Genomic DNA, 21,251 nt, shown 5'->3' on the forward strand with positions numbered 1-21,251 from the left:
CCGGACGGTCAGTTCCGGCGTCGACCAGCCGTCGCAGAAGGTGTCCGGCCGGTAAGGGTCCGAGGGCGGGGGTTTGGCCTCGAACCGCGAGGCAGGCCGGCCGGTCGGGATGCGCTCCCAGCGGCCGGGCAGATCGGGCGGCGTTCCCGGACCCCCCCGGCCGCCCGGCGGAGCGGCGTGCCGTGGACCCGCGCGGTGCGGAGACGGCGGGGCGGCGCCGGGCGGCGGTGAGGCGCCCCAGGCACCTGCGGACGCCCGGTCGTCGGGGCCGCTCCCGGGAGCGCCGCCGGGCCCGGGGAGCGGGCCGACGGGAAGGACGGCGGATCCACGGGGCGGCGCCCCGTCCGGCCCGAGGGACGGGCCGGACGGACCGGGACCGGTCCACGCGGGCGGATCCTCTTGACCCGGAGGTGGCAAGAAGCCGTCCGGCTCGTCCCGGTCGGGGCGCCGGAGAGGGCCGGGCAGCGGTTGTCCGGCACTGTGGGAGGGCGTGGGGAGGGCGGGACCGACAGGCCGATGGTCGACCGTCGACGGCGCGTGGGGGTCCTGCCCCGTGACCGGGCGCGGGACCTGTGAGGGCCGGTCCTCGGAGGCCCGCCAGACCCCGTCGTCCCAGTCGTCGGCCTCCCCCCGTCCGCGAGGACCGAGAGGAAGCAGGCCCGCGAGGGTTCCGAACAGCCGGTGCAGGCCCATCCTCACACCTCGTCGATCGCCATGACGAACCCCTCCGGCGGCGTCACCGACAGCGTGGGCGTACCCGCCACCATGGAATTGCCCGACTCCACGACGCTCTTGGTCAGGCTGCTGAAGAACCCGGCGATGCAGGACCCCAGGTCCGTGCCCGGGACCGAGACATAGGCGTAGTTCTGCTCGGTCGCCACCGCGAGGATGGTCGCGGCGTCCACGCTCCCGATCCCGAACGAGACGATGTTCGGTGCGGCGGGCGTCCGGGTGCGGTCGGTGAGGCGGCGGTGCGCCTCCCGCCAGTCCGCACCGTCGTTGGGCAGTCCGTCGCTGAGGAAGAAGACGGCCGGGCGGTGCACCCGGTACCCCTGGGCCTTCAGCGTCCGGACGTCCTGCGGAATGCGGGTGCGGAGGTCGTCGAACACGGCCAGGTAGCTGGTGCCGCCGTACGCGGACAGTCGGGGAAGCTCCGACTCGTCGCGCAGATCGGCGAGCGACAACCGTTCGGTCACCGAGTTGGCGAAGCCCAGCACCGAGAACCGGATCTTGGCCGCGGCCATGGGCTCCCGCAGCAGCGCCATGTGCAGCGAGCGCATGCCCTCGTTGAGATTGCCCACGTACTCGTTCATCGAGCCGGACTCGTCCGCCAGCAGGTACACCGGCAGCAACTGCCCCTCTGCTTCTCTCATCCCCGTTCCCCTCTCTTGCTTACCGTTCCACCGGTACGGGCGTCAGCCCTTCCGGACAGGCGAGCGTCATGTCCATGCGGCCCGCCAGCATGCCCCGGACCAGGTTCAGCACCGTCTGCTGGACGAAGACCGAGAACTGCACCACCGACCGCCCGAGGTCCGCCCCCTCCACCGCCGTCACGGCGAGCTCGGGGCGGGAGGCGATCCGCGCCGCCAGCCGGACCCGGTCCTCACCGATGGCGCAGGCCACGATGTGCGGGCGGAACTCGTGCCCCATCAGGGCCGTGTGCACCGCGGGCCACTCCGTGTCGTCCTCGGGGCCGCCCACGGAGAGGAAGAACACGACCGGGCGCACCACGCGGGGCACCTGCTGCTTGAGCCGTTCCGTCTCCTGCGGCACGAGATCCAGCAGGCGACGGAACACCGGGCGGTACCGGCAGCCCGCAGAGGCGTGCAAGGACGGCATGCCGGTGGTCCAGGACACCCTGGTCTGCGGCAGGATGACGTCCGCGCCGTCCGAGTACGTGATCACGGACAACCGGACGGCCTCCGATATCTCGTTGCTGTTGCTCAGCACCGTCTGCAGCGAGCGGATCGCGTTCTCGAGCTCGGTGACACAGCCCGAGGTCGCGGGGGAGGCGTCGACGACCAGGTAGACCGGCACCACGCCCGTCCGCGAGACGGCGGAGACCGGCGCGTTGCCCGTCGAGGCACCGGACGTCTGCTGAGCGGCGGGCGCCGGAGTGTCCGGGGAGCCCACCGCGGGCGGCGCGGTCGAGAAGGCGACAGGAGAGCCCGGGTCCAGCGCGGCGGCGGCTCCGGTGTCCACTCCCAGGGCCTCGCGGCGGAGCCCGTCCAGGTCCGCCTTGCCCAGGACCTGTTGCTCCACCAGGTACCGCATCAGGTCCTGACGCTGCTGGGACGCCGTCTGGAGCTGTGCGGACTCCGCGGCCTTCAGCTGCGTCAGCAGGTTGAGCACCGTGGCCGTGTCGTCCGGATGGCGCGCCAGGTGCTGGCGGACCAGGCGTTCGATGTCCATCCTCTCGTTCGCGGTGGCGGACAGCCGTTCCGTCATCCGTCTCGCCTCCGCCCTGTCGCGCAGGTCGCGGACCTCCTCCTCGCCCTCGGTCTGCTGCACCACCGTCAGATGCGTGGTGTGCCCGAGCTGCCGGCGACGGGTCTCCTCGCTCAGTGCCCGCAGGTGCTTCTCCACGGCCTCGTCGGCCTCCATCCGCACCCGGCAGTGGAAGATGGTGATGCCTTCCGGCAGTGCGATGTCACGGTTCAGCTCCTGGTTGACCTGGTACTCCGCCTGCCGGGCCTCCTCCACGGGGAACCGGGCGGCGGTCCGGCGGACCACGTCGGTCACCCATCCGTAGACGACCGCGAGCGCGTCGCGGACGTTGCGCTGGACCAGTGCCGCGGGGTCGTGGACCCGGAAGCCGACGTCCATCGACGCCCGGAACCGGTGCGCGCCGTCCCGGCAGGTCAAGGGCGTGCGGGTGACGTTCGCCTGTCGGCGGTGGTCGCTGAGGTCGACGACGAAGCACGGCCGGTTGCCGCCGAACCAGCGTTGGCCCCGTGTGCGTTCCCGCTCCACCTCGAAGCGGCCGCTGCCCTCCACGGGATAGACCACGGCGAAGGCGGGAGGGAGGTCGCGGCGGGTGCCCACCACGCCGCGGGGTATGGCGGTCTCGTTGAGAATCAGAGACAGGGACATGTCACTCCCTTTCGAGCTGGGTGTCGAGCTGGCTCAGCACCAGCGTGGCCGTTCGCGGCAGCTTCACGACGCGATCGGCCGCGCGCCACGACTCGGCGCATCCACGCAGGACGCGGCCGGCCCTGGGGTCGTGCTCGGCGACCGCGCGAGCCAGCTGCCGGAGCATCTCGCGGAGTTCGGCGTCCCTCTCGGCGAGCCGGGCCCAGTCGGTGAGCACCTGCTGAGCCTCCCGGTGCAGGAACGGCTCGTTGAGCGCTTCGCACCACAGCCACCGGGACACCTCCCTGAGCTCGCCGCGCCGGTGGGCCAGGTAGAGCAGGGAGGGCCACTCGGGCACCGTGGCGTCCGGGTCGACCTCCTCGGTCCTGACCACCACCTGGGAGGCCACGATGAGGAAGGCGAGGAGGGCGCAGTGGCGTGACGCCGCCCGCTCCGCCGCGAGCCGCAAGTGGTGGAGCAGGTGGCCGGCCACGTCCTGGTCCACGGCGAGGAGGTCGGCGAGGGCGTAGCCGGCGGCGACGGCCAGCCGGATGTCGTCCACGGCGAGCACCGGCACGATCTGCCCGACCTGGTCGTCGGTCAGCGCGGTCAGTCCGTGCACCCGTACGGAGGTGGCCCTCAGCCGCGCGTCGTCGTCCGCGTACCAATCGGTGAGCAGGTCGGTGACCTCCGCCTGGACCCAGCCGTCCCCGCAGGCGACGGCCAGGGCGCAGGCGACGGCCTCCCGGTGGACCGGGTTGTCGCTGGCGGCCCAGGGCGAGAGCACCCGGCGCCGGACGTGCCGGTAGGAGTCCGTGGCGAGCACGCCCAGGCTGGTGGCGGCGTAGGCCCGGACGTCCTCGGACGGGTGTTCCGCGAGCTCCGTCAGCCAGGACAGCAGCTCCCCCTGGATCTCGTACTGCGTCCATGCGTGCAGGATGACGCGGCGCGGATAGCCAGGATCCTTGTACTCGAGGCAGCGGCCGGGTTCGCCGTCGGGCTTCTCGCACTCGGTTGCCCTGAGACGGGCGAGCTGCCGTCGGCGGGGAGTCGCGAACGGGTCCCGGGAGGAGACGATCCGGCCGTCGGGGCCGGTGCCGCGGACGTAGGGGGTGGTGTCCTCCAGCCGTTCCCGCAGCTTCCGCGCGGCCTCGGCGATGTCCTCCCTGGGAAGGCCGTTGAGCACCGCCAGGGCGAGTGCGAAGCTGCGGGCGGCGGTGTCGGGCAGTCCTTCGGCCCAGACCTCGAAGTCCTCCGCCTCCAGCCGGACGCGGTGTTCCCGCAGCCGGTCGAGGTCGACCTGGCCCTGCTCCTCGAACTGGCGGCAGAGTTCGGCGGCGAGTTCCCCGGCCTGGCGGCAGGCCGGGAGGCCCCCCAGCAGGTCGTGGACCGTCTCCTCCAGTCCGTCCACGCCCAGGACGCGTTCGGAAGTCCGTCCCGGCAGCAGCCGGCGCACGTGTGCCTCCACGACCTGGAACGGCGGCGGGGCGGTTTCCTCGGCGACCTCCCGGACGCACGCGAGGATCTCCCCGTCGACCGGGTCGCCCTCCGCGACGGTGACCACCATCCAGGCCCGCGCCCGGGACAGCGCGCCGCGCACCCGCTCGTAGGTCTGCCGGTCCAGTCCGGTGATGTCCTGCGGACGGTCGAGCAGGAAGCCCGCCCCGGTCTCCACCTGCCCCTCGTCGTCCTCCAGCTGCTCGGCGAGGGAGGAGAAGTCCACGGCGCTGTCGAGGTGGTACACGGCCGACGCCTCGCAGCGGCCGAGCAGGAGCCGGACGGCCATCGCGGACTTCCCCAGTCCGGGGCAGCCGCGCAGGATGAGCAGACGGTGGTCGGCCAAGGCGTCCCGGGCCTCCTCCTGCGCCCGCTCGCCGTGATCCACGTAGGCGCTGCGGACCTGCTCGACCACGAGGGGCGACAGCAGGCTCAGGCTCTGACGGCGGCCACCGAGCAGCACCACGTACTTGTCGCCGCCGACCACGTCGCCCGCGACGTTGGCGGCGGCCTGTCGCAGCCGGGCACGCCGCTGCGATCCCTCGCCGAGCCGGCTGGTCGCCTCCTGGGCGCTCGACTCCTGTTCGGCACGCTGGTCCTGGGAGGCGGACTCCTCCTGGCCGGTGTCCGCCGGGGTGTCCGCGGACGGCGGCGCGCCGGGGGCCGCCCCGGCTGCGCCGCCGCTGTCCGCAGAGCCGGGCCTGTTGCCCTCCTGACCTGCGGGCGGGGACGCCGCAGGGCCGGCCGCCGGTGGGTTCCCCCGTGCCTCACCGGCGGCCGGCTGTCCTTGGGGGGTGTCGGTCACAGCCGCACGTCCCCGCTCGTGCGCACGGTCTGGATCTTGTCGCCGGCCACCATGTCGCCCTGGACCGTGCCCGCGTTCTGGGAGACCCGTGGCGCGAGGCCCTGGTCCCTGACCGGCGTGGCCCCGCCCCGGGGGCGGCCGGACGGGACCCGGGCGCCGGCGGCGGGAAGCCCGGGCGGCGCCGGGTAGCCCGGTGCGGTGACCCAGCCCTTCAGCGGCTGGTCGTGCTTGGCCGTGAACTCGAAGGGAAGGAAGGAGGCCGGGTCGACGCCCCGGTGAGCGTGTCGGACGACGTCCCGGTAGAGGCCGTCGGAGACGGCGAAGACCATGCGCGACGCGGTGGCGGCGGACAGCACCTCGCGCAGGGGCGGCGCGTCGACCAGGCGGAAGGCCGTGTTCACCGCGTCACCCGACCAGCCGTACTCGTCCCGTCCGGTCGGTCCCTGGTGGAGCGCCACCCTCAGACGCAGCGCGTGCTCCTCGTTGGTCTGCTCCGCGTGCTGGACGAGTTCCTCGTTGAGCTCCCGCATCAGCGGCCCGACCAGCAGCAGGGGCGAGACGTCGGGGGTGACGACCACCAGAGCGCCGTCCCCGCGGTCCTCGGTGGTGCGGGAGGCACGGGGGAGCCGCGCCCGCTCGCACGCGCCGTCGAGTGCCCGGTACATCGCGGCACGCACGCGTTCCTGGACCGGATCACGGCGTGAACTGAAGTTCTCCACGTCGAGAACCAGGATCCAGTGGTGCATGACGTCGCCGGCCATGACGACCTCCCCCGAGGCGGTCGAAGGGTGGGCCCTGTGCGGGGTCCGGGGTGTGTGGGAACCCAGTACAAGGCACACGGCGCTTCATGGTCCACGCCATTTGGCGCATTCCTGCGATTGACCGATTAGTGACCCGGAGGGGCGAATTCCTGCTCGGTGCGCCGGCGCCGACCGGCCTGGTCCCGGCCACCGCGCAGCCAGTTGACCGGCGTCGGTCTCAGGGGCGTCCCGCCGGTCAGGGGCGTGGCGGGAGGGGAGGGCGGGTGCGGTCGGGGACGGCGGCTCGGGTGGGGGGTTCGGCGGCGGGGTGGGCGGAGAGGAGGTCGAGGGCGATGCGGACCGCCTCCTCGAGGCCGGTGAGGCGCCCCTCGGCCCAGTCCAGCGGCGTGCGCAGCGCCTCGACGTCCGGCTCCACCCCGTGGTTCTCGACGGACCACCCGTACGCGTGGAACCACGCCGCGTTCATCGGGACCGTGATGACCGTGCCGTCGCCGAGGCGGTGGCGGCCGGTCATGCCGACCACGCCGCCCCAGGTCCGCTGGCCCACCACCGGCCCGAGTCCCAGCAGCTTGAACGCCGCGGTGATCATGTCGCCGTCGGAGGAGGTGGCCTCGTCGGCGACCGCGACCACCGGGCCGCGCGGCGCGTTGGAGGCGTAGGAGACGGGGTCCGCGTGGCGGGTGACGTCCCAGCCGAGGATGGTGCGGGTCAGCTGTTCCACGACGAGTTCGCTGATGTGGCCGCCCGCATTGCCCCGGACGTCGACGATCAGCGCGGGCCGTGAGACCTCCATCCGGACGTCCCGGCTGAACTGGGCCCAGCCGGAGCCGCCCATGTCGGGGATGTGCAGGTAGCCGCACCGGCCCTCGCTGAGCTCCCGCACGATCTCCCGCCGTTCGGCCACCCAGGTCTGGTACCGCAGCGGCCGCTCGTCGACCAGCGGCAGCACCGCGACCCGGCGAGTGGGGCCGCCGCCGGGCGCCGTGAAGGTGAGGTCCACGGTGGTGTCGCCGGTGCCCGCGAGCAGCGGGAAGGGCCCCGCGGTGACCTCGACCGGCCGGCCGTTCACCTGGGTGAGCACCGCGCCCTCGCGGATGCCGGTGCCGGCCAGCGGCGAGCGGGCGCGGGAGTCGGAGGAGTCGCCCGGCAGGATCCGCCTGACCTGCCAGCCCGCTGGCGTGCGCACCAGGTCCGCGCCGAGCAGGCCCTGACGGCGCTGGTAGTGCGGCGGGCCCTCGTTGCGGCGGGCCGGGGTGACGTAGGCGTGCGAGGTGCCCAGCTCGCCCAGGACCTCGCGCAGCAGGTCGGCGAACTCGTCGGGCGTGGTGACCCGTTCGACCAGCGGCCGGTACTGGGCGAGCACGGCGTCCCAGTCGAGGCCGCACATGCCGGGGTCCCAGAAGTAGGCGCGGGTGAGCCGTCCGGCCTCCTCGTAGGCCTGGCGCCACTCGGCTCCCGGGTCGACCCGGTGGGAGATGCGCCGGGCGTCGATCCACACGGTGGTGTCCGGGTCGCCGGGCTCGGTGGCCGGCATCGCGCGCAGCTCGCCGTCCTGGACGACCACCAGCCGGCTGCCGTCCCCGCTGACGCCGAACCACTCCAGGTGGCGCACCAGTTCGGTCCGCCGCGCCTTGGCGATGGTGAAGTGCTCCAGCGACGGCCGGTCGCTGGGGTCGTCGGGGTTGGCGAAGGTCTCGCCGAGGGCGCCGGAGATCGGCCAGCGCAGCCAGACCAGGCCGCCGCCCGCCACCGGGGTGAGCGAGGAGTACTTGGAGGCGGCCACCGGGAACGGCGTCACCCGGCTCTCCAGCCCCTCCGTCTCGATGGAGACCACGCCCGGCTCGTCCGCCCCCTCCAGCTCCAGCCCGCCCGCCGCCGGGCGGCCCTCGGGGGAGAGGGCGAACGGCGACGGTGTCGCGGAGGACAGCGGCACCAGGTACGGGCGGGACCCCAGCGGGAAGGAGAGGTCGCCGGTGTGCACGTCGTACACCGGGTCGAAGCCGCGCCAGGAGAGGAAGGCCAGGTAGCGGCCGTCGCTGGTGAAGACCGGGCTCTCGTCCTCGAAACGGCCGTCGGTGACGTCCACGACCAGCCCGTCCTTGATCCGGGCCAGCTTGATCCGGCGCAGGGTCCGCCCGACCGTCGGGTGCGACCAGGTGAGCCAGGCGCCGTCGGGGGAGAAGGCGAGGTCGCGGACCGGGCCGTTGGTGGAGCGGACCAGTTCGGTGACCGAGCCGTACGCCTCGGTGTCGGAGCCGGCGTCCTCCGAGACGGTGATCAGCGTCAGCCGCCCGTCGTGCGAGGCGACCGCGAGACGGTTGCCGTCCGGGTCGGCGTGCATCTCCAGCACCCGGCCCAGCCGCTGGGAGGCCAGCCGGTGCGGGGCCCGGTCGCCGGTGGCGCGCGGGAGGTAGGCGATCTCGACGGCGTCCTCGCCCTCCGCGTCGGTGACGTAGGCGATCCGGCCGCTGCCGCCCAGCATCTCCGGCAGCCGCACCCGCACCCCGGGCACGTCGGTGATGGTGCGGGCCGGCCCGTCCCGGTGGGTGAGCCAGTACAGGCTGCCGCGCACCACCACGGCGCTGGCCCGGCCGGTCTCGTCCACCGCGATCCCGCCGACGTGCTGCGCCGACGGCACCTGGTACACGCGGCGTCCGGCCCGCGGGCCGCCGGTGCGGACGTCGAGCCGGCGGGGCTCGGAGTCCGCGGCCAGGTCGTCGACCATCCACAGGTCGCCGCCGCACTGGTAGACCACCCGGGTGCCGTCGCCGGCGGCATGGCGTGCGTAGAACTCGGCGTGGTCGGTGTGGCGGCGCAGGTCGGTGCCGTCGAGGGCGCAGGAGTAGAGGTTGCCGACTCCCTCGTGGTCGGAGAGGAAGGCGATCCGGTCACCGACGAACAGGGGGGAGTCCAGGTGCCCGCCGATGCCGGCGAGCAGCCGCTGCCCGTCCAGCCAGAGGCGGCCGGTGGCGCCGCCGCGGTAGCGCTTCCAGGAGGCCGGCTCGTGCGGGGGCGTGCCGGTGAGCAGCAGGGTCCGCCAGTCGTCGTCCCCCGCCTTCTCGCCCTCCGCGGGTTCCCGGGCCACGCGGGGGTCGGCGGTGAGGTCGATGTCGGACACCGGGCCCCAGCGCAGCCGGGCGCCCGGGCCGCCGTCCAGGGGGACGGCGTAGGAGAAGGTGATGGGGAACGGCTGTCCGTGCGAGGACACGGCGAGGATGTCGCTGCGGCCGCCGAGGTCCGGGTCGGGCGGGGTCCAGCCGCAGACCCGGGCGTCCGGGCCGCCCCAGTAGGTCAGCCGGGTCGCCCGACCGCCCTCCACCGGCACGACGTGGACCTCGGGGACCAGGGTGTGCCAGGAGGTGTACGCGATCAGGGTGCCGTCCGGCGAGAAGCGGGGGTGCCCGATCTTGGTGCGGTCGGAGGTGAGCCGCCACGCCCGGCCGCACTCGCCGCCCTTCTCCAAGGGCGCCAGCCAGAGGTCGTCCTCGGCCACGAAGCACAGCAGGTCGCCGCGGATGTGGGGCAGGCGCAAAAAGGTCACCCCACCATGCTTCGGCGGGCCGGGCGGGCGGGCAACTCGGGAGGACGGGGAGGACGGGGAGGACGGGGAGGACGGGGTCACGGGCGGTCACGTCGCGCGGGCTCGGCCACGGGTTCCGTGGCGCGGGGGCGCGGGGCGCGGGGCGCGGTGGACCGGGGGGTGCGGGGGCGCGGTGGTCCGGTCGGCGAAACGGGGTCGCACCGGGGCGGGGGAGATCACTAGCGTGCCGGTCATGACCATCGAGCACCGGACACATGGCACGAACGGCGCCGCCGGCGACGGAGCCGGGGCCGCGCACCCCCGGTTCGCCGAGGCGCTGCGGGAACAGGGGCTGGAGGAACTGCTCGCGGGGGTCCGCCGCTATCCCGACGCGGTGCGGACCGCGGCCGAGGCCGCCGCCGCGGTGGGGTGCGAGCTCTCGCAGATCTGCAAGTCGCTGATCTTCGCGGTGGACGGGGAGACCGTGCTGGTCCTGATGGACGGGGCCGGGCGGGTCGACGTGGAGGCGGTGCGGCGGGAGCTGGACGCGAAGGAGGTCGCCCGGGCCACGGCGGCGACGGTGCGGGAGACCACCGGTTACGCCATCGGGGGCGTCCCCCCGTTCGGGCACCGCACCCGCACCCGGGTCCTCGCCGACCGGTCGCTGCTCGCCCACGAGGTGGTGTGGGCCGCGGCGGGGACACCGCACTCGGTGTTCCCGATCGCGCCGGCCGAGCTGGTCGAGCGGGCCGGGGCGACGGTGGTGGAGGTTCGTGAGCGGGCGGCCGGGTGACGCCTGTGGCCGGCGCGGCGGTGGGGCTCGCCCTCGTCCTCCCGTTCCCCGGGGGATGAGGTTCCCGCCGGGTGCGGGCGCCGTTCCGGACGCGCGGTCCGGCGCGCACCGCGCCGCCCGCCCGGGGGACGCGGCCGGGCGGCGGGCCGGGGCACCGGTCACGGCCCCGGCGGCCGGGGGCGCTCCCGTCAGGGCCGGTGCGGCGGGTGTGCCGAGTCCGGGTCGGCGCCGACCGGGGCCTGCGCGGCACCCGTCGGGAGCGGGGCAACACCCCTCTGGGCGGTGGCAGACGGGGTGACGGCCCGGACGGCATCGGTGGGGACCGGGGCGGCCCCCGCGGCCACTGCTCGTGCGGCGCCCGTCGAGGGCGCTGCGGCAGCCGGGGCGGCGCCCGCGGTGGCCGGGGCGGCCCTCGCGGCAGCTCGGGCGGCGCTCCTCGGAGCCGCTGCGTCAGCCGGAGCGGCCCCTGCGGCGGCCGAGCCCGGAGCGGCCCCCGTGGCCCCCGTGGCAGCCGGGGCGGCGCCCGCGGTGACCGGGGAGGGCGGGGCGGCCCCTGCGGCACCCGCGGCAGCCGGGGCGGCGCCTGACGGGGGCGGGGCGGTGGCGGGTGTGGCGTGCACGGGGGTCCGGGCGGCGTTCGTGGGGGTCGAGGCGGCGGCCGAGGCGGGCCCCGCGGCGCCCGTGGGGGCCGGGGTGGGGGCTCCGGTGGCGGCGGCGTGGATGCGGCCGAGGAAGCGGAGCAGGACCGTGGTGTCGAACTGCGCGACCACCACCCCCTGGTCGCCGGGCAGTTCCACCACCGTGCTGGCCCGCCCGCAGGGCCACACCCGCACGCACTCCCCGAGCCCGGGCGGTCGCGGCGGTTCCCCCGCCCCGTCGCCGTGCGCGGGGCTGCACACCCCGCGCTCCAGCAGCGCCCGGTCCACCCGCCACTCCCGCGCCGTGGGCGCGGCCAGGCGGATCGTCACCTCCGACGCCCCGGGCTCGTGGCGCAGCACCGCGGGCACCCTGCCCTGGTCCTCGTGCGACGCGGTCAGGACGTGCGCTCGTGTGTACTGTTCGATCACGGACACTCACCCAATGTCCCACTCCGTCCCGGTTTCCGCTCTCCGGGGCCGCCCGGAGCCCCTGCGGAGCGGCACCGGCGCCCCTCCGGCCGCGGAGACGCTCTTGCAAGGGAGTTGCAACAAGAGCACCATCGAACGGTGCATGTACCCGATGGGTTCCTCGACGCCCCCACGTCCGTCGCGACCGGGGCGATGGCCGCCGCCGCGGTGGCCGTGTCGCTGCGCGGCGCCCGCCGCGAACTGGCCGGTCAGGCCGGTGCCGGCCCGGCGGGAGCGGAGCGCACCGCGCCGCTCGCGGGCCTGACCGCGGCGTTCGTCTTCGCCGTGCAGATGCTCAACTTCCCCGTCGCCGCCGGGACCAGCGGCCACCTGCTGGGGGGCGCCCTGGCGGCCATCCTGGTCGGGCCGTTCACCGGCGTGCTGTGCGTGTCCGTGGTGCTGCTGCTCCAGGCGATCCTGTTCGCCGACGGCGGCCTCACCGCCCTGGGCACCAACATCACCTGTATGGCGGTCGTCACCGTGGTGGTGGCCCACCTGGTGTTCCGCACCCTGCTGCGGGTGCTGCCCGCCGGCCGGTCCACCGTCACCGCCTCCGCGTTCGCCGCCGCGCTGCTCTCGGTGCCGGCGTCCGCCCTGTTCTTCACCCTGCTGTACGCGGTCGGCGGCACCACGGACGTGCCGATCGGCCAGGTCGCGGCGGCGATGGGCGGCGTGCACGTGCTGATCGGCATCGGCGAGGGCGTGATCACCGCCCTGACCGTGGGCGCCGTGATCGCCGTCCGCCCGGACCTGGTGCACGGGGCGCGGGGCCTGTCCCGTCCGCTGAAGCTCAGGGTCGGCGGCGCACTGGTCGACGCCCCCGCCGCCCCGGCCGCCGCCGCCCCGGCCGCCGCCGCCCCCGCGGCAGCCCCGAAGTCCTCGCGCGCGGTCCCTCTCGCCGGACTGGCGGCCTCGCTGGTGCTGGCCGGGTTCGTCAGCTTCTACGCCTCCGCCTCGCCGGACGGCCTGGAGAAGGTGGCCACCGACCACGGCATCGACCGGGCCGCAGAGGAGCACGCGGTCGCCGACGGCCCGCTCGCCGACTACGGGGTCAGCGGTGTGGACGACGAGCGGCTGTCGGTGGGCCTGGCCGGCGTGATCGGCGTGGGCGTCACCGCCGCCGTGGGCACCGGCGTCTTCCTGGCCGTGCGCCGCCGCGAGACCTCGCGGGCCACCGGGGACGAGGCCGGCGCCACCGACCGCGAGAGGATCTGACCGTCGTGGGATCCGGGCACGCGCACCGGCTGCACCTGCCCGGCGACTCGCCGGTGCACCGGCTGCCCGCGCACACCAAGCTGGTCGCCGTCCTCGCCTTCGTGGTGGTCGTGGTCTCCACGCCGCGCGAGGCGGTGTGGGCCTTCGCCGGTTACGCGCTGCTGCTCGCGGCGGTGGCCCGCGTGGCCCGCGTGCCCGCCGCCTTCGCGTTGCGGCGGATGGCCGTCGAGGTCCCGTTCGTGGCGTTCGCGCTGCTGCTGCCGTTCGTGGCGCAGGGCGCGCGGACCGAGGTGCTGGGCGTGCAGCTCAGCGTCTCCGGGCTGTGGGGCGCCTGGAGCATCCTGGCCAAGGGCACGCTGGGAGTCGGCGCGTCCGTCCTGCTGGCCGCCACCACCGAGCTGCGCGACCTGCTGCTCGGGCTGCAGCGGCTGCGGATGCCGCCGCTGCTGGTGCAGATCGCCTCGTTCATGCTCCGCTACGGGGACGTCGTCGCCGACGAGCTCGCCCGGATGCGGATCGCCCGCGAGTCCCGCGGCTTCCGGGCGCGCGGGCCGCGGGCCTGGGGCGTGCTGGCCCGGACCGCGGGGGCGCTGTTCATCCGGACCTACGAGCGCGGCGAGCGGGTCCACCTCGCGATGGTGAGCCGCGGCTACACCGGCACCATGCCGGTCCTGGACGGGGCCGCGGCGACCCGGCCCCAGTGGTCGCGCGCGCTGGCCCTGCCGGTGACCGCCCTCGCCGTCCGCGTGCTCTCCCGGACCCTGTGACGGTGACCGTGACGGTGACCGTGACAGTGACGGTGACGGTGACGGTGACCGCTCCCCGTCCGCCCCTGCGACGATGGACCCCGTGACGTACTCCCTGGAGGTCTCCGGCCTCGCCTTCGCCTACCCGGACGGGCACCAGGCCCTCTTCGGCGTGGACCTCGCCGTGGAACGCGGCGAGCGCGTCGCTCTCCTCGGCCCCAACGGCGCGGGGAAGACCACCCTGGTCCTGCACCTCAACGGCATCCTCACGGCAGGCGCCGGGAGCGTGACGGTGGCCGGACTGCCGGTGGACCGCGACCACATGGCCGAGGTGCGCCGGCGGGTCGGCATCGTCTTCCAGGACCCCGACGACCAGCTGTTCATGCCCACCGTCCGCGAGGACGTCGCCTTCGGCCCGGCCAACGCGGGCCTGCGCGGCGCCGAGCTGGAGGCCCGGGTCGCCCGCGCGCTGGAGCGGGTCGGCATGGCCGAGCACGCCGACCGGCCCCCGCACCACCTGTCGTTCGGGCAGCGCCGCCGGGTGGCGGTGGCCACGGTGCTGGCGATGGAGCCGGAGATCCTGGTCCTCGACGAGCCGTCCTCCAACCTGGACCCCGCCTCCCGGCGCGAGCTCGCCGAGATCCTGACCTCGCTGGACGTCACCGTCCTGATGGTCACCCACGACCTCCCGTACGCGCTGGAGCTGTGCCCGCGCTCGCTGATCCTCTCCGGCGGCACCGTCGTCGCCGACGGGCCCACGGCCGGGCTGCTGGCCGACGAGGCGCTGCTGCGGGCCAACCGGCTGGAACTGCCGTACGGCTTCTCGCCGCGCTGAAGCCGGGCTGAAGGGGGCGGTGGCTGTGACGGCGGCCACGCGGCCGGCGGACACGGAATCCCGGCGGACCGGCGGTTGTTGCGCCCGTGGGCGCGGACTCGGCGGACACCGCCGGGGCCGCGATCGCTGCGAGGGCTGCCAGGCCCGCGAAGGCTGTCGAAGGCAGTGAAGGCTGTTGAAGGGCTTGAGGGAACGGTGGAGGACCAGGTGGACGTCGACGGCACGGTGAGCGACCGGTTCGCACCCGTCCGGGAGGCATTCGAACGGAACTTCACGCACCGCGGCGAACGGGGCGCGGCCGTCGCCGTGCACCTGCGCGGCCGCAAGGTCGTGGACCTGTGGGGCGGCGCCCGGGACGTCGACGGCGACGCCGCGTCCGCGCCCTGGGAGCGGGACACGGCGCAGGTCGTGCGGTCGGCCACCAAGGGCGTGGCGGCGGCCGTGGTGCTGCTGCTCCACCAGCGGGGTCTGCTGGACCTCGACGAGCCGGTGGCCGCGTACTGGCCAGGGTTCAAGGCGGCCGGCAAGGAGCGGGTGACCGTCCGCCACCTGCTGGCGCACCGGGCCGGGCTGCCCGCCGTGGACCGGCCGCTGACCCCCGCCGAGGCCCTCGACCCGGAGCGCACGGCGGCGGCGGTCGCCGCGCAGGCCCCGGCCTGGGAGCCGGGCACGGACCACGGCTACCACGCGCAGACCTTCGGCTGGCTGGTGGGCGAACTGGTGCGGCGGGTGACCGGGGTGTCGCTGGGCGCCTGGCTCGCCGCGGAGGTCACCGGCCCGCCCGGCGCCGACCTGTGGATCGGGCTCCCGGAGGCGGTGGCCGCGCGCGCCGGGCGCTGCGGGCCGCTGCCCGCGCCGGAGGCGGCCGGCACGGGGCTGAAGGCCCGGCCCAAGCGGGCGGTGTCCGAGGCGTACGCGGACCCGCGGTCGCTGACGCGGCGGGCGTTCGGCGCGATCTCCCCGACGGCCGACGAGAACGACCCGGCGTACCGGGCCGCCGAGATGCCCGCCTCCAACGGGGTCGCCACCGCGGAGGGGCTGTCCCGCTTCTACGCGGCGCTCTCCGGCGAACTCGACGGCCGCGGGCCGCTGTTCACGCGCGAGACGCTGGACCTCGCCCGCACCGAGCACGCGGCCGGGCCCGACCGGGTCCTGATCGTCACCACCCGTTTCGGCGCGGGGTACATGCTGCACAGCCCGGCCTCGCCGCTGCTCGCCCCCGGCTCCTTCGGCCATCCGGGCCGGGGCGGCGCGCTGGGCTTCGCCGACCCGGAGAGCGGCGTGGCGTTCGGCTACGTCACCAACGGCTTCCTGAAGTCCGTCACGGCCGACCCGCGGGCGCAGGCGCTGGTGCGGGCGGTGCGGGAGTCGCTGGCGGCGGGGTGAGCGCACGCCGGCCCCGTCACAGGGGCAGGTGCATCACGTGGACGCCGACCAGGCCGTGCGCGGGGTGCCGGAACCCCTCCGGGACGGTCCCCACGATCCGGAAGCCGAGGGACTCGTAGAGCCTCACCGCGTGCGTGTTGGTCTCCACGACCGCGTTGAACTGGATCGCGTGGAAACCGGACTCGCGGGCCCAGTCGATCACGTGCTCGCACAGGGCGCGGCCGATGCCGCGGCCGGAGTGGTCGGGGTCCACCATGAAACTGGCGCTCGCCATGTGGGCGGCGTTGCCCCCGCGGGGCATGTTGGCGTTCATCTTCGCGGTGCCGACGACGCGGCCGTCGTCGTCCTCGGCGACGACGGTGCGGTCCGGGGCGGGCAGGAGCCACCAGGAGCGGCCCTCCTCCTCGCCGAGGTCCCGCGGGTAGGGGTACGTCTCCCCGGCCTCCACGATCCGCCGGAAGAACGGCCGGATCCCGGCCCAGTCCCCTGCCGTGGCCTCGCGCATCAGCATCCCCGCATGCTCCCGCCCCCTCCCCGCGACGGCAACGCCTTTTCCCCGCCGCGGCGGAGGCGGCGGGCGTGGCGGGGCCCGGGGGTGGGACCGGAGGGCGGGGTCAGGGGGTGGCGCGGAGGAGGGCGGCGACCAGGGGGCCCGCGTGTTCGCCGCCGTGGCCGCTCTCCCGTACGACCCCCGCCGCCGCGAAGTCCCCCCGGTAGGCGGTGAACCAGGCGTTCGGCTTGTCCTGCCCCTCGACCTCCGCCGTCCCCGTCTTCGCCCCGTACGACGGCCCGAGCCCCGCCATCGCCTCCGCCGCCGTGCCCGCAGCGGCGGTGTACCGCATCAGCTCCCGCAGCTGTCCCAGCACGGACGAGGACATCGAGCGCGACGCCCGCGCCAGCGCCCGCCCGTCCACCGTGGGCGGCACCAGGTAGGGCTGGTGGAACGAGCCCGCGGAGACCGTCGCGGAGACCGAGGCCATGTTGAGCGGGTTCATCCGCACCCCGCCCTGGCCTATCAGCGAGGCCGCCATCGGCGCGTCCGTCTGCACCGGGACCGCGCCGTCGAAGGTGGAGACGCCCACCGACCAGTTGTTCAGCCCCAGTCCGAAGACCTGCTGGGCGACCTTGGTCAGGTCGTCGTCGGAGAGCTCCTCGGCCTGGCTGATGAAGGCGGTGTTGCAGGAGCGGGCGAAGCTGGCCTTGAAGGTGGCGTCCTTCATGGCGAACTTGTCGTCGTTGTGGAACTTCCAGCCGCCGTACGGGGAGTACTTGGGGCAGGGGTGCTCGCGGTCGTTCGCGGCCAGGTCCTTCTCCAGCAGCATCGCGGAGGAGACGACCTTCATGGTGGAGCCGGGGGCCAGGGAGCCCCGCAGGGCCGTGTCGACGTCCGGGTCGCTGTTGGCGGAGGCGAGGATCTCGCCGGTGGAGGCGCGCAGCAGGACCACCGAGGAGCGGGCCTTGCCGGCCACCGTCTCCTCGGCCAGCTTCTGCAGCCGCGGGTCCAGCGTGGTGCGCACCTCGCCGGGCGTGGGCTCGGCCAGGCGCAGCAGCTCCCGCCCGTCCGCCGTCTTGTCCTTCGTGCCCGGCGGGGTGTCGCCGTTCTTGCCGTCCTTCGCGGCGTCCTCCGGCGTCTCGGCCGGCACCGCGCGCAGCGCGACCGCCGGGGTGCCGCCGGACTCCTCCCCGTACTTCTCGGCGAGGCTCTTCAGGATCGGCCCGACGGACGGGTAGGCGTCGGTGGTCAGCTTCCCGCCGTTGCGGTCCAGGGCCTTCACGGGGGCGCTGCCCGCCTCGCCGGTGACCAGCCGCTCGCCGTCCCTGAGCTCCGGGTGGAGGACCGACGGCCGCCAGCGGACCACCGGCTCGCCGTCGGCGGGACTGCGGACCACGGTGAGGCCGCCGTCGTAGACCAGCGGCTTGCTCAGTTTCCCGTGGGTGACGGTGGCCTTGACCGCGAACTCGAGCGCGGCGCCCCGCGGTGCGCGGGCGGTGAAGGCGGCTTCCTCGATCCCCGCCTCCTTCGTCCAGCCGGCGAGGTGGACGCGGGCCTCCTCGGGTGCGGAGGTGGCGCGGGCGGCGGCCGCCACGTCGCCCGCCTCCCAGGCGGCGAGGAAGGTCTCGGCGGCCGTGGACACCTCGGCGGCGGTCAGCGGGGCCGTGCGCCGGTCCTCGGCGGACTGCGCGGAGCCGGCCGCGGAGGCGCCGTCGCCGAAGACGACGTAGCCGCCGGCGCCCAGCCCGGCCACCGCCGCGGTGACCAGCAGGCCGGTCAGCGCGGGACGGCGGCCGAGGCCCTGTCGCTCGGGGACACGCCTTCTCTTGCCCACGGTCTGTTCCTCCGGGAGGGATTCCTGTCCTGGCCGGAGGAGCCGGCCGGAGCGCTGGGGGTGCGGAGTCGATGCGGAGTGCGGTGCTCATGTTCTCAGCGCCGACGGACATCGCGGGAGGGGGGCGGCACATTGCCCTCCCGCGGCCCCCGCACCCCGGCCCGGCACCGGACGTCGCCGCAGGTCAGCGCCGTCGAGCAGCGGGGGGCGTGATGGTGGTCACCCCGTCGCGCGCAGCACCGCGGCCACCATCGGGCCCGCCGCCTCGCCGCCCCGGCCGCCCTGCTGGGCGACCGCCGCGGCGGCCACGTCGCCGCGGTAGCCGGTGAACCAGCTGTTGGGGAGCTTCTGGCCGTCGACCTCCGCCGAGCCGGTCTTGGCGCCGATGTCCGGCCCGAGCCCGGCCATCGCCGCCCGCCCTGAGCCCTGGGTGGCGGTGAGCCGCATCATCCGCCGTAGTTGCTGGGCCACCGCCGGGGCGAGGCCGCGCGCCGTGGCGAGTTCACGGTCGTCGGCCTCGGGCGACACCAGGTAGGGCTGCCGGAACGTGCCGGTCTTCGCCGTGGCGGTGATCGAGGCGACGTTCAGCGGGCTGAGCTGCACCTGGCCCTGGCCGATGGCGTTGGCGGCGCGGTCGGGGCCGCCGGAGGGCGGCACGCTGCCGTCGAAGGAGACGATGCCGGTCTTCCAGTCGTCCCGGCCGAGGCCGAACCGGTCCTCGGCGACCCGCGTCAGGGTGTCGTCCTCCACCTCGTCGATCAGCTTGATGAAGGCGGTGTTGCAGGACCGCGCGAAGCTGTCGGACAGGGTGGCGTTCTCGTTCGGGGTCAGGCCGGTGATGTTCTCGAAGGTCTGGCCCTGCCACACCGCGGTGTCCGGGCAGGGGGCCGCCCCGTCGGCGCTGGTCACGCCCTGCTCGATCAGCATGGCCGCGGTCACGATCTTCAGGGTGGAGCCGGGGGCCAACTGCCCCTGGAAGGCCGCGTTGAAGCCGTCCGAGCGGTGGTTGGCCACGGCCAGCACCTCGCCGGTGCTGGGCTTCAGGGCGACCAGCGAGGACTCCTCGTACTGCTCGACCGCCTTCTCCGCCGCTTCCTGGGCGGAGGCGGAGAGGGTGGTGCGGACCGTGCCGGCCTTGCCCTCGGAGACGGTCAGCAGGGTGGTGTCCGGGGTGTCCGGTGCCTGGTGGCGGATCGCCAGGTCCACCGACGGGCTGCCGCCCGCCGAGGCGCCGTAGCGCTCCCGGAGCTGGTCCAGGATCGGCCCCAGCGAGGGGTACTTCTCGGCGGTGAGCACCTTGCCGTTCCGGTCCACGGCCTCGATGGCCGGGGCCTCGGACGGGCCGGTGACGAGGGTGTCGCCCTCCTTCAGCCGCGGGTGGACGACCGACGGCGCCCAGTCGACCAACGGCTTGCCGGTGGTGCGCCCGCGCACCACGGACAGTTCGCTGGCGTACGTGAGCGCCTTGCTCCTCCCGTTCGCGCTCACCGTCGCCCGCACGGTGAAGGGCACGGTCGGGCCCTTCGCCTTCCCCGGCGTGATCCGCACGTCGCCGACCGAGGCCTGCTCGGCCATCCCGTCGAGCACGGGGCCTGCGGCCGTCTCGTCGTTGGTGGCCGCGGCGGCGGCGTACCCGTCGCCCTTCTCCCAGGCGTCGAAGAACGCGGACGACGCCTCCTCGACGTCGTCCGCGTCCAGCGGATCGTCCGGATCGGCCGCGAACACCCCGACGTCGTCGCTCCCGAAGGCCGACAGGATGTTGTACCCCCCGTAGCCGGCCCCGCCCAGCAGTACGACGCACGCCGTGGTCACGACCGCGCCCTTCACTCCCTTGCGCAATGCCTTCCCCTCCCCGAGGTCCCCCTGTTACTGGTGGTACCGAGGAGGACGAACGGGAGGACGATGCGGTTCTGCGACAGGTGTGCGACGGCTCGTCCCCAGCTCTCAGTAGCCGAAGGCCCGTGCGGTGTTGGCGGCGATCGCCTCGCAGAGCGCCTCCTCCGGCATGCCGCGCACCTCGGCCATCGCCCGCACGGTGACCGGGATCAGGTACGGGGCGTTGGGACGCCCGCGCCAGGGGGCCGGGGTCAGGAACGGCGCGTCGGTCTCCACCAGCAGCAGCTCCGCGGGGGCGACGGCCACCGCGTCCCGCAGGTTGCCGGCGTTCTTGAAGGTGACGTTGCCGGCGAACGACATGTAGTAGCCCTCGCGCGCGCAGATCTCCGCCATCTCGGCGTCGCCCGAGTAGCAGTGGAAGACGGTGCGCTCCGGGGCGCCCTCCTCCCGGAGGATCCGCAGCACGTCGGCGTGGGCCTCCCGGTCGTGGATGACCAGCGCCTTGCCGTGCCGCTTGGCGATCTCGACGTGCGCCCGGAACGACCGCTCCTGCGCGGCCCGGCCCTCGTCACCGGTGCGGAAGTGGTCCAGCCCCGTCTCGCCGACGGCCTTGACCTGCTCCAGCGCGGCCAGCGCGTCGATCTCCGCGAGCTGCTCGTCCAGCGCGGCCTCGCCGCCGGGCACGCGCGCCCCCTGCCGCGACCAGCCGTCCGGGTCGCCCATCACCACACGCGGCGCCTCGTTGGGGTGCAGGGCGACCGCGGCGTGGACGTCGGCGTGGGCGGCCGCGGTCTCGGCGGCCCACCGCGAGCCCTTCAGGTCGCAGCCGACCTGGATCAGCGTGGTCACCCCGACGGCCGCCGCGGCGGCGAGGGCCTCCTCGACGGTGCCGGACTGCATGTCCAGGTGGGTGTGCGAGTCGGCGACCGGGACCCTCAGCGGCTCGGGTGCAGGCGGGGCTTCGGCGTGGTTCTTCGAAGGCATGCCTCCGATCCTACGAACGTTCCCGGGCCGCCGGTCACGCCGTGGAGCGCTGCCACCAGTGCCGGGTGGGCCGCTGCCCCCGGTGCGAGCCGTGCAGCAGCTCGTCGAACTCGTGCACCACACCGGGCCGCATGATCCGGACCACGTGACTGCCGCAGTTCAGGCAGGTCGGCCGGGACAGCGGCGACGGCACGGTCTCACCGCCGGCGCGGTAGGTCACCACACCGGTGCCGTCGAGGCGGACGTGGTGCTCGATCTCGTAGTCCTGTTCCCAGCCGTGCCCGCAGCGCATGCAGGCGAAGGCGTAGGCCTCGTGGACCTGGCGGGGATGCTGCGTCGTCATGGCGGACTCCTTCCGACGCCCTCTC

16 protein-coding genes are annotated in these 21,251 nt (G+C 74.9%); 5 read left to right on the forward strand and 11 right to left on the reverse strand.

Annotated elements, in window-relative coordinates; translation table 11 throughout:
• Window positions 1–695: 695 nt before the first annotated feature.
• The 5 genes from ABZ836_RS24050 to ABZ836_RS24070 form a co-directional block, all read right to left on the reverse strand.
• Window positions 696–1,373 (reverse strand): hypothetical protein, encoded by a 678-nt coding sequence (locus tag ABZ836_RS24050; RefSeq protein ID WP_356129813.1) that lies wholly within the window; start codon window positions 1,371–1,373, stop codon window positions 696–698.
• A 19-nt stretch (window positions 1,374–1,392) separates the two neighbouring features.
• A complete protein-coding gene (locus ABZ836_RS24055) occupies window positions 1,393–3,093 on the reverse strand; it encodes a hypothetical protein (protein ID WP_361145267.1) in 1,701 nt (566 codons plus the stop codon).
• A 1-nt stretch (window position 3,094) separates the two neighbouring features.
• The gene (locus tag ABZ836_RS24060; protein ID WP_361145270.1) at window positions 3,095–5,374 is read right to left on the reverse strand and encodes a HEAT repeat domain-containing protein; all 2,280 of its coding nucleotides are present in this window, start codon (window positions 5,372–5,374) and stop codon (window positions 3,095–3,097) included.
• Complete coding sequence (locus ABZ836_RS24065) at window positions 5,371–6,135, reverse strand: hypothetical protein (protein WP_361145273.1); 765 nt, start codon at window positions 6,133–6,135, stop codon at window positions 5,371–5,373. Before ABZ836_RS24065 ends, ABZ836_RS24060 begins: the two co-directional genes overlap by 4 nt.
• 235 nt (window positions 6,136–6,370) lie before the next feature.
• A complete protein-coding gene (locus ABZ836_RS24070) occupies window positions 6,371–9,676 on the reverse strand; it encodes a S41 family peptidase (protein WP_361145275.1) in 3,306 nt (1,101 codons plus the stop codon).
• Between the two features lie 232 nt (window positions 9,677–9,908).
• Between ABZ836_RS24070 and ABZ836_RS24075 the strand changes: the two genes are divergently transcribed.
• Entirely contained in the window at window positions 9,909–10,448 is a 540-nt protein-coding gene (locus ABZ836_RS24075) for a YbaK/EbsC family protein (RefSeq protein ID WP_361145278.1), read from the forward strand.
• 188 nt (window positions 10,449–10,636) lie between these two features.
• Here the strand turns inward: ABZ836_RS24075 and ABZ836_RS24080 are convergent, their stop codons facing one another.
• Entirely contained in the window at window positions 10,637–11,521 is an 885-nt protein-coding gene (locus ABZ836_RS24080; protein ID WP_361145281.1) for an SsgA family sporulation/cell division regulator, read from the reverse strand.
• 132 nt (window positions 11,522–11,653) lie between these two features.
• On the opposite strand from ABZ836_RS24080, the gene ABZ836_RS24085 reads away from it, so the two are divergent.
• The 4 genes from ABZ836_RS24085 to ABZ836_RS24100 all read left to right on the forward strand — a co-directional run bounded on the left by ABZ836_RS24085 (window position 11,654) and on the right by ABZ836_RS24100 (window position 15,736).
• Entirely contained in the window at window positions 11,654–12,769 is a 1,116-nt protein-coding gene (locus tag ABZ836_RS24085; RefSeq protein WP_361145284.1) for an energy-coupling factor ABC transporter permease, read from the forward strand.
• Window positions 12,770–12,774: 5 nt separating this feature from the next.
• A complete protein-coding gene (gene cbiQ, locus ABZ836_RS24090) occupies window positions 12,775–13,536 on the forward strand; it encodes a cobalt ECF transporter T component CbiQ (RefSeq protein WP_356129798.1) in 762 nt (253 codons plus the stop codon).
• 73 nt (window positions 13,537–13,609) lie between these two features.
• Window positions 13,610–14,350, forward strand: a complete 741-nt coding sequence (locus ABZ836_RS24095) for an ABC transporter ATP-binding protein (RefSeq protein WP_361145288.1) — start codon at window positions 13,610–13,612, stop codon at window positions 14,348–14,350.
• Between the two features lie 195 nt (window positions 14,351–14,545).
• Window positions 14,546–15,736 carry a serine hydrolase domain-containing protein gene (locus ABZ836_RS24100; protein WP_361145291.1) on the forward strand — a complete coding sequence of 397 codons (1,191 nt, stop codon included), beginning with the start codon at window positions 14,546–14,548 and terminating at the stop codon, window positions 15,734–15,736.
• A 16-nt stretch (window positions 15,737–15,752) separates the two neighbouring features.
• Here the strand turns inward: ABZ836_RS24100 and ABZ836_RS24105 are convergent, their stop codons facing one another.
• From ABZ836_RS24105 to ABZ836_RS24125, 5 genes are all read right to left on the reverse strand, one after another.
• Complete coding sequence (locus ABZ836_RS24105; protein ID WP_361145294.1) at window positions 15,753–16,247, reverse strand: GNAT family N-acetyltransferase; 495 nt, start codon at window positions 16,245–16,247, stop codon at window positions 15,753–15,755.
• Window positions 16,248–16,350: 103 nt separating this feature from the next.
• Window positions 16,351–18,063 (reverse strand): penicillin-binding transpeptidase domain-containing protein, encoded by a 1,713-nt coding sequence (locus ABZ836_RS24110; RefSeq protein WP_361145297.1) that lies wholly within the window; start codon window positions 18,061–18,063, stop codon window positions 16,351–16,353.
• 219 nt (window positions 18,064–18,282) lie between these two features.
• The gene (locus ABZ836_RS24115) at window positions 18,283–19,902 is read right to left on the reverse strand and encodes a penicillin-binding transpeptidase domain-containing protein (protein WP_361145300.1); all 1,620 of its coding nucleotides are present in this window, start codon (window positions 19,900–19,902) and stop codon (window positions 18,283–18,285) included.
• A gap of 105 nt (window positions 19,903–20,007) precedes the next feature.
• Entirely contained in the window at window positions 20,008–20,883 is an 876-nt protein-coding gene (locus ABZ836_RS24120) for a TatD family hydrolase (protein ID WP_361145303.1), read from the reverse strand.
• A gap of 34 nt (window positions 20,884–20,917) precedes the next feature.
• A complete protein-coding gene (locus ABZ836_RS24125) occupies window positions 20,918–21,226 on the reverse strand; it encodes a hypothetical protein (RefSeq protein ID WP_356129786.1) in 309 nt (102 codons plus the stop codon).
• Between the last annotated feature and the right edge of the window lie 25 nt (window positions 21,227–21,251).

The sequence above is a fragment of the Streptomyces sp. NPDC047130 genome (assembly GCF_040643475.1).
Lineage (GTDB): Bacteria > Actinomycetota > Actinomycetes > Streptomycetales > Streptomycetaceae > Streptomyces.

Excerpts from the sequence above, each read along its gene's own strand:
- ABZ836_RS24050 (WP_356129813.1), bottom strand. The coding sequence starts at position 1,373 with ATGAGAGAAGCAGAGGGGCAGTTGCTGCCGGTGTACCTGCTGGCGGAC.
- ABZ836_RS24055 (WP_361145267.1), bottom strand. The coding sequence starts at position 3,093 with ATGTCCCTGTCTCTGATTCTCAACGAGACCGCCATACCCCGCGGCGTG.
- ABZ836_RS24065 (WP_361145273.1), bottom strand. The coding sequence starts at position 6,135 with ATGGCCGGCGACGTCATGCACCACTGGATCCTGGTTCTCGACGTGGAG.
- ABZ836_RS24075 (WP_361145278.1), top strand. The coding sequence starts at position 9,909 with ATGACCATCGAGCACCGGACACATGGCACGAACGGCGCCGCCGGCGAC.
- ABZ836_RS24095 (WP_361145288.1), top strand. The coding sequence starts at position 13,610 with ATGGACCCCGTGACGTACTCCCTGGAGGTCTCCGGCCTCGCCTTCGCC.
- ABZ836_RS24105 (WP_361145294.1), bottom strand. The coding sequence starts at position 16,247 with ATGCTGATGCGCGAGGCCACGGCAGGGGACTGGGCCGGGATCCGGCCG.
- ABZ836_RS24120 (WP_361145303.1), bottom strand. The coding sequence starts at position 20,883 with ATGCCTTCGAAGAACCACGCCGAAGCCCCGCCTGCACCCGAGCCGCTG.
- ABZ836_RS24125 (WP_356129786.1), bottom strand. The coding sequence starts at position 21,226 with ATGACGACGCAGCATCCCCGCCAGGTCCACGAGGCCTACGCCTTCGCC.